16 protein-coding genes and 1 pseudogene are annotated in these 13,147 nt (G+C 34.2%); 8 read left to right on the forward strand and 9 right to left on the reverse strand.

All coding sequences use genetic code 11. The annotated features are described in order from the left end of the window. Positions 1-429: 429 nt before the first annotated feature. From MY533_RS12300 to tlp, 3 genes are all read right to left on the reverse strand, one after another. Entirely contained in the window at positions 430-1,311 is an 882-nt protein-coding gene (locus MY533_RS12300) for a helix-turn-helix domain-containing protein (protein ID WP_248716182.1), read from the reverse strand. 277 nt (positions 1,312-1,588) lie between these two features. Beyond that, positions 1,589-1,891, reverse strand: coding sequence for an alpha/beta hydrolase family protein (locus MY533_RS22325; RefSeq protein WP_371873351.1), 303 nt, complete (start codon positions 1,889-1,891; stop codon positions 1,589-1,591). 673 nt (positions 1,892-2,564) lie between these two features. Further along, entirely contained in the window at positions 2,565-2,801 is a 237-nt protein-coding gene (tlp, locus tag MY533_RS12305; protein WP_248716183.1) for a small acid-soluble spore protein Tlp, read from the reverse strand. Between the two features lie 465 nt (positions 2,802-3,266). On the opposite strand from tlp, the gene MY533_RS12310 reads away from it, so the two are divergent. Next, positions 3,267-3,896 (forward strand): LysE family translocator, encoded by a 630-nt coding sequence (locus MY533_RS12310; RefSeq protein ID WP_248716184.1) that lies wholly within the window; start codon positions 3,267-3,269, stop codon positions 3,894-3,896. Between the two features lie 74 nt (positions 3,897-3,970). Continuing rightward, positions 3,971-5,203 (forward strand): MFS transporter, encoded by a 1,233-nt coding sequence (locus MY533_RS12315; RefSeq protein WP_248716185.1) that lies wholly within the window; start codon positions 3,971-3,973, stop codon positions 5,201-5,203. A gap of 91 nt (positions 5,204-5,294) precedes the next feature. Here MY533_RS12315 and MY533_RS12320 read toward each other — a convergent pair. Beyond that, a pseudogene (locus MY533_RS12320) lies at positions 5,295-5,411 on the reverse strand (DUF2619 domain-containing protein); the annotation flags it as partial. 262 nt (positions 5,412-5,673) lie between these two features. On the opposite strand from MY533_RS12320, the gene MY533_RS12325 reads away from it, so the two are divergent. Genes MY533_RS12325 through MY533_RS12335 form a run of 3 tightly spaced genes read left to right on the forward strand, consistent with a single transcriptional unit; the run spans position 5,674 to position 7,417 of the window. After that, positions 5,674-5,883 carry a spore coat protein gene (locus MY533_RS12325; RefSeq protein WP_132361018.1) on the forward strand — a complete coding sequence of 70 codons (210 nt, stop codon included), beginning with the start codon at positions 5,674-5,676 and terminating at the stop codon, positions 5,881-5,883. A gap of 12 nt (positions 5,884-5,895) precedes the next feature. Then, a complete protein-coding gene (locus tag MY533_RS12330; RefSeq protein ID WP_132361019.1) occupies positions 5,896-6,258 on the forward strand; it encodes a spore coat protein in 363 nt (120 codons plus the stop codon). Positions 6,259-6,280: 22 nt separating this feature from the next. After that, positions 6,281-7,417: a zinc-dependent alcohol dehydrogenase gene (locus MY533_RS12335; RefSeq protein ID WP_248716186.1), complete on the forward strand. Its 1,137-nt coding sequence runs from the start codon at positions 6,281-6,283 to the stop codon at positions 7,415-7,417. 195 nt (positions 7,418-7,612) lie between these two features. Here MY533_RS12335 and MY533_RS12340 read toward each other — a convergent pair whose 3' ends face one another. From MY533_RS12340 to MY533_RS12355, 4 genes are read right to left on the reverse strand one after another with little or no spacing between them, the layout of a single operon-like run. Further along, on the reverse strand, positions 7,613-7,963 hold the full coding sequence (locus MY533_RS12340) for a YhjD family protein (RefSeq protein ID WP_248716187.1): 351 nt from the start codon (positions 7,961-7,963) through the stop codon (positions 7,613-7,615). Continuing rightward, positions 7,956-8,288, reverse strand: coding sequence for a YolD-like family protein (locus MY533_RS12345; protein ID WP_248716188.1), 333 nt, complete (start codon positions 8,286-8,288; stop codon positions 7,956-7,958). Before MY533_RS12345 ends, MY533_RS12340 begins: the two co-directional genes overlap by 8 nt. A gap of 13 nt (positions 8,289-8,301) precedes the next feature. Then, positions 8,302-9,561: a Y-family DNA polymerase gene (locus tag MY533_RS12350; protein ID WP_248716189.1), complete on the reverse strand. Its 1,260-nt coding sequence runs from the start codon at positions 9,559-9,561 to the stop codon at positions 8,302-8,304. After that, the gene (locus MY533_RS12355; protein WP_248716190.1) at positions 9,558-9,779 is read right to left on the reverse strand and encodes a transcriptional regulator; all 222 of its coding nucleotides are present in this window, start codon (positions 9,777-9,779) and stop codon (positions 9,558-9,560) included. Before MY533_RS12355 ends, MY533_RS12350 begins: the two co-directional genes overlap by 4 nt. Before the next feature lie 645 nt (positions 9,780-10,424). On the opposite strand from MY533_RS12355, the gene MY533_RS12360 reads away from it, so the two are divergent. Continuing rightward, the gene (locus MY533_RS12360) at positions 10,425-11,033 is read left to right on the forward strand and encodes a DUF998 domain-containing protein (RefSeq protein WP_248716191.1); all 609 of its coding nucleotides are present in this window, start codon (positions 10,425-10,427) and stop codon (positions 11,031-11,033) included. A 393-nt stretch (positions 11,034-11,426) separates the two neighbouring features. On the opposite strand, the gene MY533_RS12365 is transcribed toward MY533_RS12360, so the two are convergent. Beyond that, positions 11,427-11,648, reverse strand: coding sequence for a transcriptional regulator (locus MY533_RS12365; protein ID WP_248716192.1), 222 nt, complete (start codon positions 11,646-11,648; stop codon positions 11,427-11,429). 334 nt (positions 11,649-11,982) lie between these two features. Between MY533_RS12365 and MY533_RS12370 the strand changes: the two genes are divergently transcribed. Together MY533_RS12370 and MY533_RS12375 are read left to right on the forward strand one after the other, a co-directional pair. Continuing rightward, complete coding sequence (locus MY533_RS12370) at positions 11,983-12,678, forward strand: cupin domain-containing protein (protein WP_248719207.1); 696 nt, start codon at positions 11,983-11,985, stop codon at positions 12,676-12,678. Positions 12,679-12,788: 110 nt separating this feature from the next. Beyond that, positions 12,789-13,076: a hypothetical protein gene (locus tag MY533_RS12375; RefSeq protein WP_248716193.1), complete on the forward strand. Its 288-nt coding sequence runs from the start codon at positions 12,789-12,791 to the stop codon at positions 13,074-13,076. Positions 13,077-13,147: the final 71 nt, after the last annotated feature.

The following is a 13,147-nucleotide window of genomic DNA, read 5'->3' on the forward strand; positions in this document are numbered from 1 at the left end:
TATGTAGTACCACCGACAAAATTTCAGGGAAAATTTCAAATAGTGATAAATTAGGGAAATGTGTGTAATGACCATAAGTGAACCCATTATTGGGTTAAAAAGTCCACTGTAATCTCAACTTCGTTTCTTTCTCTTTCTTAGATATTCGTCAAGAGCCCAATAATAATCAGAGCTTTGTAATTAATGATAGCGTTAATTTACGCTCTTCCATTTCCATTTTCGCTCAGAAGATCGTCATCATTAGAAAAAATATTGATAGTTTCTAATTGAATATGATTAATACCTACTCCTTCAAAACACATTTTTTTGTTTTGACCCTTCGCTATAAGCAGACAATAAAAGCACACAAAAAAATAATGATATTATTATTTCCTTCATGAGACACCTCCTTTTTCATACATTTTGTAATATTTCGGAAAAAGTTTATTATTATTGTAATTTTAATTCAAGCTTTTCTATAACATTTATATAATCATATCTATTTTGTAATTGGAAAATTGATTTAGAAAATTGTAGATAGTGATATGCTTCATTCTTTTTATCTATGCACACCAGATTTTTTCCAATTAAAAAATTTAATTCTCCTAATAAATAGAGACTCTCAGTTTCTATACAAGTTTGAATCGCTAGTCTACTGTTTAATATTGATTCTTCTATTTTATTTAAAGCGGCTTGAGTTCGCGCCATTCCATATAAAAATCTAATTTTAGTTTGATTATCTATATGTTTATTTGGCTCGTGAATTTTATTAATACAAGCTTCATATATTTTTAACGATTTTTCAAAATCCTTTATCTCAAAATATATAATTGCGGTACTATTTAAAATCCCTAGTTCTTGATTAGTTATTTCATCTCGCTCAATAATAGAATCAAAATCGCAGATGGAATATAGAATATTTAAAGATTCCTCGGGCTTAGAATTAATATAATATTCACAAATAGCTCTATGCCAATGAAAAAATTGTAAATCCTCTTCCGTTTTTACATCATTTTTTGATAATTCATTTTCCGTTATATATTTAACTGATATATAATCTTTCTTTCTAATTAAACTTCTAATTAATTGTTTTATTTCTTCTAAGTTGTTTTGATTTTTCCCCTCATGTGTAACCGTATTATCAAAAAAGTAATTTATGTCGACGTTTAATCTTTTGGCTATTTTGAATAAAGTAATACTTGATGGTATAACACCACCTTTTTCTATATTACTAATTACAGCTTGCGTACAAATATCCTTAGCTAATTCTTTTTGACTTAGCCCTTTTATTCTTCTAAGTTCTTTTAATCTTTTAGAAATAATTAAATTCATTCGAAAGCCTCCTATAACTAAAGTATACCTGCAAATTCTATAATTATAATTTCAACTTTGCAAATATACAAACTCCTACTTTTCTATGTAATAAAAGTATACCCAAATAATGAAGGGTTTATATACCGTAGCCTAGATTAGACCAAACAATACAAAAGCTTCTAAAGGATTCTGGTTTTCACTCAAAAGTGAAAACAGATAATAAGCATCTTGTTTAATTATGCTTTAGCTTCTTCAACAAAAATTCACTATTTTATTTTTCACATTATGCTCTTTCTTATAAAATAGAGCAAGTAGATTTAATAATTTCATCAAATAAATAAATGTTCTCGTGGGCATTAAGTTGATTCCTCTTATTAGAAAATCCATGACCTTCGTTTCGTAAAACAAAGTTCGTTACCTTCGTATTAGAAACTTTCAATTTTTTAACTAACTCTATTGATTCATTAATACTTACCCTCGGATCATCGTAACCATGAATGACCAATAAAAGCGATTTAATCTTATTCACATGCGTAATTGGAGATTTTTCTTCCAGTCTCTCTAAATCCGCCCCTGGATCTCCTATTAATAATTTCAGGTTCTATTAACTCTTTTCTATCTATCCCTAACACTTTGTTGTTCGTAATTTTCGAAAATTCCCTTATATTAATTTTCTTAAATATTTTGTACTTGTGTTGCTGACAAAAACTACCTTTAGGAGTAATAAATATCTGCTCTATAACATCAATCGGAATATCAATTTGTTTTAATGAATTATTTTTTAAAGAATACTTATATAGTTTATCCTTGACATCTTTAGCTGTAACGATATATACAGATTCATTTAGTTTACTATATTGGAAAGATTGTATTTCCTCATTGGTACTCTCTTAAAGATCAATCGGCTATTTAAAGAAAAATACCAACGATATATGTAATAATTTATACTTTTTTGGATGTTCCAATTGAATTATTCCACTTCAAATTTTCAAGTTCCTCCCATAGTTTACATAATATTTTTATTTAGAAATAAAGTATTCCTCTATTTTGTAAGTTCTCATAGTAGCTCTCTTCCACACTATAAACTGCTTGGGAACATGCTGCCCCCACCGTCATCAACAGCTATACCTTTATTACAACCTCATAATAAAAGCAGATGGCTATGTAGAGGTCCATTACAGAACTCTAAACCATCTGCCTTTTTAGGCAATCACTTTTTTATCATTAAAAAGAATGGAGATACGTTTGTTCCTCTTCCTAAGCCTCCAATTCTACACTTCACCTTTTTTACGAGCTGCCATTTCATCTTTCATTTCTTCTTTTAATCCTTCAATTGACTTTTGACGTCGCTTATTTTTTTCTTTAATCATTTCACTTTGCATAGGATCTGCAAACTCCAAACTAATTTCCGCTTCATGAAGTTTTTCTTCAGTGTTTTTAATGATATCGCGGATTCGTTCAACATTATTGGATCTATCATCCGGTTTTGAGTGTCTTGAATTAGCCATGGTAACCTCCTAAAATTTTGACTTAAATTTAGGTTGGCTAATTTAGAATGTTCCTATGTATACTAATTTTTACTAAGAAGAATGCAACCTTTTTTATTTCCACTTATAGTAAGCATTCGAGATGACAAATATATAAAATAACTTTCAACTCAAATGGCATAATATTCTTTGTTAAGTATAAAAAAAGTTTCCCCTTATAATTAGTTTAGCATCGCATTAAGGACATATTACTTCCGCATGTTCTCTATTTTTCGGTTATCATTCTCCAACTATATATTTAGACAAGTATTATTTATCCTAATTAAACATGAAAAAAAGCCGACACTGAAATAATTATGTTAAAAAATTACCTCTAAAACAGAGAAACAAATCTTAAAATCCTATTAGAATCGTCCTTTTTAATTGTCCTAAAAGTCATTGCCTTCGAATAAAATGCAAGTACATTTGATAATTGGAGGCTATTTTATGGATTCTATATTTACCTATATCTTTTTAGGACTATCAATGGCTGCAACAATTGGACCTGTTAAGACTGTCCTATTAAATACAGGTTTAAAAAATGGCTTTTTTCATGCATGGTTTTTTAGTCTGGGTGCCATATTGACTGATATTATATATATGTTTATCGTATATTTTGGAATTGGACAATTTATCAATTCCATCTGGTTGAAAACAATACTTTGGTCTTTCGGCTGTTTTGTTCTTTTGTACACCGGGATCGAAAATTTACTGTCGCTACATAAAATTGAGATGGATTCGAAAACCGGTAAAAGAACACGACTGAGACAATCCATGATGGCCGGTTTTTTCATGTCTTTTTTGAATCCGCTAACTATCCTTTTCTGGCTAGGAATATACGGCTCCATACTTGCAAAAACGGTTGATAGCTCTACAGGGTATAAAATCATTTTGGTAAGTATCGCCATTTTATTTGGCATTATTGTAGTGGATTTTATTTATGCCTTTTTATCCAGTGTTGCGCGAAAATTATTATCCACAAAGCTTTTGAAAACGGTCTCTTTTATCTCAGCCTTATCAATGATTGGTTTCGGGATCTACTTTGGCAAGCAGGCTTACCAAGCGTTATTCCAATAAACTCAGGCAACAGCACATAAAATGCACACGAACGGAAACCATACCTTTAAAAGAATATTAGTCGAGGTGTGGTAATGGACAAAGAGAAGGTTAATGTAAGTGTCTGGTGTATTGTAAGTTTGACTTCTATTCCGCTCATCATGACACTTGGCAATTCGATGCTTATTCCCGTGCTCCCGAAATTGGAAGATAAGGTCGGGATAACATCATTTCAGTCAAGCATGATTATAACAAGCTATTCAGTCGCAGCGATTTTTCTCATCCCAGTAGCTGGCTATTTATCGGACCGCTTTGGCAGAAAAATAGTAATATTACCGAGCTTAATTTTAGCATTAATCGGTGGTCTGATTGCCGGATTTGCTTCATGGAAAATGGATGACCCGTACGCAATGATTATTGCTGGAAGGATTGTCCAAGGAATAGGGGCGGCTGGTGCCATGCCAATCGTATTGCCTCTTGTAGGTGATCTTTATCAGGAGGATGACGAAAAAATAAGCTCTACATTAGGGATAATTGAAACATCTAACACGTTTGGGAAAGTGTTAAGTCCCATTTTAGGTTCAATATTTGCCGCTTTTTTATGGTTTCTGCCCTTCTTTTCCATTTCAGCGCTTAGTCTGATTTCGATTGTACTTATTTTTTTCTTCGTTAAAGCTCCTAAAGATGATGATGAACCATTGAAGTTCAAAGAGTTTTTACGTAATACAAAAAAAGTTTTCAAGGAGGAAGGAAAATGGTTGTATACCGTATTCCTTAATGGGGTCCTTGTGATGCTTATATTATTTGGTATGCTATTTTTCTTGTCAGAAAACCTCGAAAAAGTTCATGATATAAAAGGTATTAAAAAAGGGTTTGTTTTGGCCATCCCGCTTTTATTACTTTGTATAGCTTCATTTATATCCGGTCGAAAAATTAAAGGAAACCTGGGAAGGATTAAAAAAATAATTATTGCCTCCTTGATTGCAATGTCTGTCAGTATTGTCTTCGTTGGGTTTACAAGCAAAAAACTAATTCTTTTATTAGTCGTAACGAGTATAGCGGGGATTGCTATCGGTGCACTATTGCCTGCGCTTGATACAATTATTACTGACAATATTGGAAAAGAGTTAAGAGGAACAGTATCCTCTTTTTACAGCTCGGCACGATTTATAGGCGTTGCAGCCGGCCCTCCTATTATGTCACTTGTCATGAAAAACTATCTCAATGTCAGCTATATTACGGCAGGTGTATTCGGATTCATTCTCCTGTTTGTTGTCTTAAAGTTTATCAAAGTAGAAGATATTGAAAAAACCAATGAAACAGCATAAAAATATGGACCTGACCGTTATTGGGCTGAAGGTCCTTTTTTGAAAGCACTTAGTTTTATCCAAATCTCATATTAAAAATAATAAGGTTAATGACGCTTGTTTTAACAATGAGAATCACTGGACCTACCAAGGCAAGTAGAGTATTGATATAAAAAGCCTTTTCTACATCATTGAATTTGTACATTAATGCGGCAGCTGTTAACTCTATGCTACCTCAAATCATTCTTATCCTCTGTTCCCTATTGCAGTCCCGTCAAAAAATCTAATGTCAGCCTTTCAGTTATAGCCAACCATCTTCATTCTCCTTGTATTCAAACAACTTACAAAATTCCCCCTCTTTAATACAAGATTTTCTAGCTATCAATATAGTTTTAGAAATACAATTTAATCTAAAAACCTAAGGCGAATTTGTATAAATAGACTTGCTACAGGGTAGACTTTTTAAAGAAAATTCTGGAGGTGCGAATTGCGTGTTTGAGAAAAAATTAGCACTTCATGAAACAATGGAATTTCATGAAGTCATTAACTTTATGACAACTAGTTTACTTAAATCGAAGCTGAGTCAAGGTGTGGTCTTTGATGATGATTTAAGAGCATTATTGGACAAAAATGTAAAATTATCTACTCCAGCACTCACTGCAATGGTTAAGCTCTACTCTAAATCACAATTAGAATATTAGGAGGACAATTATATGGAGGACTATTTAGATCCTATAAATTCAATTGGAATGCCTGAACTAACTGATTCGGGGCTTGCTCTTGAGTTTTTACTTACAACAAAGACGGGTATTAGAAATCTTTCAATTGCCTTAACAGAAACAGCTTCCCCTGCTCTTCAGAAAATCATGAGAACTCAGCTGGATGTCATGGTTGATTTATATTTCGAAATTTCTGAACTAATGTTAAAAAAAGAATGGTTAAAACCTTATGATTTAGAAGGTCAAAAAGAATTGGATATTAAATCTGCAGAAAATGCGATTAGTATTGCACAGTTGGATTTATTTCCTAAAAGCATGAATCGCAAAGGAATGTTCCCTACTCCACCGAAAAAATAAACAAAAAAGAGGGATTTTTTTTATGAAAGCTGTCACTTTTCAAGGTATAAAAAATGTTGAGGTTAAAGAAGTACAAGACCCTAAAATAAAAAAAGCCGATGATATTATTGTTCGTTTAACTACAACTGCCATTTGCGGGTCAGACTTGCATTTGATCCATGGAATGATTCCAAATCTTGGACAGGATTATGTCATTGGCCATGAACCGATGGGCATTGTAGAAGAAGTTGGCAAGGGGGTGACGAAGGTTAAAAAGGGTGACCGAGTTGTCATTCCTTTTAATATTGCATGCGGGGAATGCTGGTTTTGCAATCATGATTTGGAAAGTCAGTGCGATAATGCAAACGATAATGGCGAAATGGGTGCCTACTTTGGTTATTCAGACACAACAGGCGGTTTTCCGGGAGGACAGGCAGAGTATATGCGAGTTCCATATGGCAATTTTATCCCTTTCAAAATTCCAGAGAAATCTGAAGTTCCCGATGAAAGTCTAGTTCTCCTTGCCGATGCTGCCTCTACTGCTTTTTGGAGTGTAGATAATGCCGGTGTAAAGAAAGGAGATACTGTTGTTATTCTTGGCTGCGGACCTGTTGGACTATTAGCACAAAAATTTGCTTGGTTGAAAGGAGCAGAAAGAGTGATCGCAGTTGACTATATCGGGTATCGTCTTAAACATGCAAAGAAGACAAATAACGTCGAAATCGTTAATTTTGAAGACCATGAAAATTGTGGTGAATATCTGAAAGAGATTACTAAGGGCGGTGCAGACGTTGTCATTGATTGTGTCGGGATGAGCGGAAAAATGACGCCTCTCGAATTTCTTGCAAGTGGTGTAAAACTTCAAAGTGGTGCTATGGGAGCCATAGTCACAGCAAGTCAAGCTGTACGTAAAGGAGGAACTATTCAAATTACCGGTGTATATGGTGGTCGATACAACGCCTTCCCGCTCGGGGATATTTTCCAGCGTAATGTAGTGATTCGGACTGGACAAGCCCCAGTTGTTCATATCATGCCTCATGTCTATAACTTAATCGCTGATGGTAAAGTGAATGCAGGTGATATCATTACACACGTCCTCCCTCTTGAAAAAGCAAAACATGGTTATAAAATATTCGATACAAAACAGGAAGACTGTATTAAAGTGGTTTTAAAACCCTAAATATAGCGTTTAGGTACTTTTGTCTCTCTATTGCAAAAGTACCTTTTTCTATTAGTCAAGGAACAAACAAAAATGACCTATTTTATTACTTGTCATATAGAACAAGAAATAAAATAAATTTATTAAATCAATTTCAATCTTTTCTCAATTTGTCGACTCAACTTTAGATTTGGGAAAACATATAAAAAAACAGGCCTAATACCTGTCATTTGTAATATGATTAATCAACAGCTTTTCCACTTGTGATTTAAGAGCTTGATTTGCATAGCGGAGTACTACATCATTACCTGCAGTGGCAACTTGCACGTCACTAAAGTATTCATCTACTGGTTGCCAACCTACAACTCGTATACGTTTTTGTGCCAGTTCTCGTTTGAGGTTAAAATATTCTTGTCTTAGATCCTTTAGCAATGAATCCATCATTGGAAGAAATACCGTTTTCATTTTAAACTGCTCTAATTTACAATAGTCAACCTGCAATGATTTAACCGCTAGTTCTAATAAAAGATACTTATGAAGTAATTGTCTTTCGTCGGCTTTAATCATAGTAATCAGCATCCAGTTGGGCTGATTGAATACTTTGGATTGGAATACTTCTCGTTTTAAGTAGTGTTTCAAGTATGAGCTCATTAGTATTCATCGATTTAATTATTCCAGTCCATTGTGTAATTTTGTAGTCCTTCCACACTTCTAATTTTATCTCCAATTGCTGATTAAAAGCTTGATCGATTGATTTTTGCAGTTCTTCCAGTTCCCACTCAGTCAATTCTCTTGGCTGTTCTGTACGCTCCTGTTTATATTCTCTAAGAAGCTCTAAATGCTCTGGCAACATCATCGATGCCCATTTAATATTACCTCTGTCCTGTATCATTCATAAATCACTCCTATGCCAAATGACCACCAACTAGGCGATCTCGATTAATAGCTGTACCAGCTTTTGTGAAAGACACTGCTCTTAATATTGATGTTGCTCCAAACCGATTGCGTATGGCATCCATAGTAGGTCCTATGACTTGACGTTGTGGTTTGCGTTCGTCAAATAAATCTAATTGGATACTATGCTCTCTCTCTAAGTTGGCTATTCGGACAGATAACTGTCGAGCTGGTTCACCTGCAAAGTGTTCATCCAGTAATTCAAGGCAAGTTTTATACATTACAAGGGTTTCACTTGTTGGCACTGCAATTGTTTTAGACCGATGGAACCCTTTGGTCATGGCGTTTCGACTATAAGAAAGACCTAAGCTGATTGTACGGCCAACAAACCCTGCATCACGTGTGCGTTTCATTACGTCTTCGCACATTTCTAGGAGCACTACAGAGATTTCTTTTCGTGTGTGATAATCCCTCATCAGCATTTGACCCTTCCCAAAACTTAAAGTGCCATTTGTTATTAACGGCTCCCCTAATTTGGATAGATCTATTCCCCATGCATGGTAATAGAGTTGATTGCCCATTACACCAAAACGCTTTTCTAATTCTTTTAGATCTGTATTAGCCAAACCACCAACTGTTTGTATGCCCATAGCATTTAGATTTGCTTCCATTCGTTTTCCTATGCCCCACATTTCAGATAGAGGTCGTACAGGCCATAATTTCTTTGGAATATCTTCATACGTCCATTTAGCAAAGCCTGTTTTCTTTGCTTCAAGGTCTAAAGCTAATTTAGCTATTAACATATTTGGTCCCATACCTACTGCACTAGGTATACTAAATTGGTCAAGAATAGCCCTTTGTATTTCCCTAGCTGTTTCTTCAGGTGACCCCCAAAGCTTTTCAGTGCCGGTTAAATCAACAAAACTTTCGTCCACACTATACACATGTATAGCATCAACTGGTACGTAATTAGAGATCAATTTTGTAATCGTCATCGACATTTGAATAAAGAAACTCATTTTAGGCTCAAACAATCTAATGTCAGGATGTTTAGGTATTTCATAACGACGACTACCAGTTTTGATATTAAATTTTTCTTTCATTAAGGGGGAGGCAGCAAGCACTACGCTACCTGGTTGGTCAAAATTTGCTACTACTGCAACTGGAGTTTTTAAAACATCTAACCCATGTAACATCGCTACGATACTTGCGTAAAAGCATTTCATATCGATACACATAATAGGTCTATTGGGCATACCCTCATAATTCATACAACTTCACGCCCCTTACTAACAAAAGGAATAACGACTAGAACATTACTGATCAAAAAAGTACGTTTTGCATGTCTTGTAAAACAAAATGCTTGAAACGAATTACTAACAATTTTAATGACTTTTACACGCCTTTTTGATACGGAACCATCTTTTGCTACATACATCATGTTCACAAATTGTTTGCGCTGCATAGCTTTAATCAGTTGCCCTATCATTTTAGCTTCCTCCCACTATCTCTCGAAATTTCATCAATAATAGCTGTGTATTATTGATATTTTTTATTGGCACATTAATTTTCCCTTTACCTATCATATGTAAGAACATTTGTTTGTATACATTCTAGAACAAATGTTTGCATTTTAACAAGATTAAATTTTTGGAAACAATAAAATACCAGGTACTCAATGGCACTAGACTTACCACTGTCAAGTAGACGTGAAACATTATAAAACAAATAAAATTAATATCAGCGGTATTTCGTTCTTTTTCTCAAGCTATTGCAACTTAACGAAAAACGCCCTTGCTTTTGGGGCTGGTATCCCTATTGCCTTTTTCTTATTCCAATTGTTAAGTACGGTTACGAAAGCCTTAATGTACTTAATTACTTCACAGTCAATGCATTATTTGATATAACTGCTATTCTGGAAGGCAAAAACTATTGGTGGAAGCTAATCATTCTTTTAGGTATTAGATATCTCCGTTTACAAAAATGGATTCTCATAAAAAAACAAGTTTCGTGATAATAAAACCGTTTAAATCATAAAATAATAAAGTCATTTAAAATTAAATTGTCGATATTCAACAAACGGGGAAGGAACTGTTAGGGAACTGAATCAGAATGAACTTTGGGAGGTCTGAAATTGTCCATCGAGAAAATTCTATCGATTATGGCCGTATTGTTCTTTTTGAGTTATTTCATTTTTTTTCTCATACTTCACTTTAAGAAAACAGGCTATCATCCTATTCGACATGCTGTAAGTGATTACGGTGTAGGTGCTACAAAAAATTTATTTTTAATTTACGCTTGGTTCAGCAACTTAGGGGGATTGTCACTTGCTATCGTGTTGTTAAATGTAAAAGATCGCTTCTCCATATCCTCGTCCATTCCGATTTTAATCATTCTAATGGTCATCTCCCGTATCCTTATGTTATTCTTTCCAACTGACCTAGAAGGAGAAAAACTTTCGGTTCGAGGAAAACTCCATTACTTATTTGCTATTCTTGCGTTCACTTTTTCCTATATGGTCATTAATCGTGGAGGAAGTCATTTGAAATTACTGGAGGACTTTGAAAATCTAAATCTATTTTTTTACATCATAACCATGGTTTCTTCTATCTCACTTGGGGCTGTTATTGTAACGATGTTCAAGCCGTTGCGATTTATCTTTGGGATATGTGAGCGAGTGTTCCTGTTGTCAATCAACATTTGGTTTATTGTCGTAAGCATCTGGCTCGTTTACCTTCTATGATAAATGAATGAAGGTTTTTAACAATTAAACCAAACGCGCGTGATTGTTGAAAATTACAAAAAAAAATTAAAACCGATCCCCTAACATACCGAGGATCGGTTTTTTCTACGTTAGTAGCTACTTTATAAAGCTAATCCGTTTTTTATCTGTTTGCTATTGTCTTCGATGGACAAAAGAGAAAATTAAGAAACACTTAAAATCATTACGGTTTCCCGTCTTGATTTTAAACTTTTCCTTCATCACTGACGAGGCTGCGAGTACGACACTACCGGGTTGCTCAAAATTCCTAATAACTGTAATGAGTCTTTCAAGATATCTAAATCTTCTAGCATGGCAAACAGCTTGCGTAAAAGCATTTCATGTCAATGTCCTTATGCGGTAGGTTGTCGTAATTCATATCATCTCACGCTTTCGATGTGTAACGGGCATTATTGCTAGAACATTGTTAATAATAAACGTACGTTTTGCCTGCCTCGTAAAGCAAAATGCTGTAAAGGAATCACCAACAATCTTTATGATTTTTACACGCCTTTTCGTAATAACACGCGACTTGGCTACATACATCATGCTAACTACTTGTTGACGCTGCATTACTTTTATTAACTGTTCTTTCATCTTAGTTGCTCCTTTTCACTAGCCCCTTATATGCAGTGAGCACAACAGAGCTGTTTTTTAAAATAGAACAAATATTCGCACTTTTATTATACGCACGTATGTTCCTGATTAGAAGAGGAAATTTCAGCTAAGGGGTATTTAGAGCATAGAAAAAACATTTGTTGCTGTCGCTTCGCTTTCGCACAGTTAAAACATTTGTTGCTGTCGCTTCGCTTTCGCACAGAAGACATTTTGTTAAATGAAGACAATGGGCGTTCGTGTAAGCCTAAAATAGCTTTGTACATATTCTGTGCTTAAGATATGGATTTGAAAATTAATTAGAAAGGATGTAATTATTAGCTCGAATATTGACTATACTTCGTCATCAACCGAGTTCACTTCAGATGTAAATGACAATACTCTTTTCAAAAAAGATGATCGGAATTTTATTAATATTTTAGGTGTAGAACAACTAAATACGTTAGAAAATATATCTTTGCTTGATATTTTTCTAAGTAGAAATAAGGTGATAGAGCCTCACTATCATCAAAATGCAGCAGAACTTATTTATTGTATTTCTGGTGCTGCCATTGTTTCTATATTTAATCCTTTTACAAAAGAGTTTAAAAACTATCCTATCGAGCCTGGCCAAGTTGCCAATGTACCACAAGGATGGTGGCATTATGAAATAGCTACTGAGAATGACACGCATTTATTGGCTATTTTTGATGCTCCAACTCCTGATGTTATTTTAGGTTCAGATATTTTGAAATTTACACCTTCCAATGTTATGGCTCACACTTATTGTTTAGATGAAAATCAGTGGAAGAAAACAATTGCGCCTATTGTACCATCAACATATATCGGTCCACCGAAAGACTGTAACCGTGTAAAATCAACCTCTGAAAAGCAAAAAGATCAAAAGGAGCAAAAAGATCCTCATCATAAACATAAAAATAAGTATAGACCTTCACAATTTATGAACCCATATCCGTCATATCAAAATCCATATATGAACCCATATATGAATCCTTATGGCTCATATTATTAAGCAATAGTGTATGACTCATAAGCACTACACCTTTCATGGCATAAAAATAAATAAAAAGGAAAATCTAATTTTAAGTCATAGCTTCGTTATTACTAAAAGAGGTGTAGAAAATGGAATTATTTCCAGTGATCCATACGAATTTTTGGGATGCTATAATAGCCGTTCCAGCTGTGTTACTGATTACACAGCTCATTAAGGTGTTTATGCATGTTCAGCCTAAATATGTTCCCGCGATCGCCCTTGCTATTGGCTTGATTATTTCTATTTTCATAAGCCATAGACATAATCTTATTGCAGGAATATTTATGGGCTTTTTTTATGGTTACGCAGCTATTGGAAATTTCGCTGCATTAAAAACAACTATTAATAGCTTTAAAAGTAAGAAATTAAAGGAATAAACCTTTCAGCTTATCTACAAATAATGTGTAACAATGACAAAGGTTGATTTTCACTCCGAGTTGGCACTGAT

This window comes from Lysinibacillus sp. Ag94 (genome assembly GCF_023242215.1).
In the GTDB taxonomy this organism is placed as follows: Bacteria; Bacillota; Bacilli; order Bacillales_A; family Planococcaceae; genus Lysinibacillus.

Bases quoted from the DNA above. Each gene is read 5' to 3' on its own strand.
- MY533_RS12330 (WP_132361019.1), top strand. From the start codon at position 5,896: ATGGAGGACTATTTAGATCCTATAAATTCAATTGGAATGCCTGAACTA.
- MY533_RS12365 (WP_248716192.1), bottom strand. From the start codon at position 11,648: ATGAAAGAACAGTTAATAAAAGTAATGCAGCGTCAACAAGTAGTTAGC.
- MY533_RS12315 (WP_248716185.1), top strand. From the start codon at position 3,971: ATGGACAAAGAGAAGGTTAATGTAAGTGTCTGGTGTATTGTAAGTTTG.
- MY533_RS12350 (WP_248716189.1), bottom strand. From the start codon at position 9,561: ATGAATTATGAGGGTATGCCCAATAGACCTATTATGTGTATCGATATG.
- MY533_RS12310 (WP_248716184.1), top strand. From the start codon at position 3,267: ATGGATTCTATATTTACCTATATCTTTTTAGGACTATCAATGGCTGCA.
- tlp (WP_248716183.1), bottom strand. From the start codon at position 2,801: ATGGCTAATTCAAGACACTCAAAACCGGATGATAGATCCAATAATGTT.
- MY533_RS12340 (WP_248716187.1), bottom strand. From the start codon at position 7,963: ATGATTAAAGCCGACGAAAGACAATTACTTCATAAGTATCTTTTATTA.
- MY533_RS12375 (WP_248716193.1), top strand. From the start codon at position 12,789: ATGGAATTATTTCCAGTGATCCATACGAATTTTTGGGATGCTATAATA.
- MY533_RS12345 (WP_248716188.1), bottom strand. From the start codon at position 8,288: ATGATACAGGACAGAGGTAATATTAAATGGGCATCGATGATGTTGCCA.
- MY533_RS12300 (WP_248716182.1), bottom strand. From the start codon at position 1,311: ATGAATTTAATTATTTCTAAAAGATTAAAAGAACTTAGAAGAATAAAA.
- MY533_RS12335 (WP_248716186.1), top strand. From the start codon at position 6,281: ATGAAAGCTGTCACTTTTCAAGGTATAAAAAATGTTGAGGTTAAAGAA.
- MY533_RS12355 (WP_248716190.1), bottom strand. From the start codon at position 9,779: ATGATAGGGCAACTGATTAAAGCTATGCAGCGCAAACAATTTGTGAAC.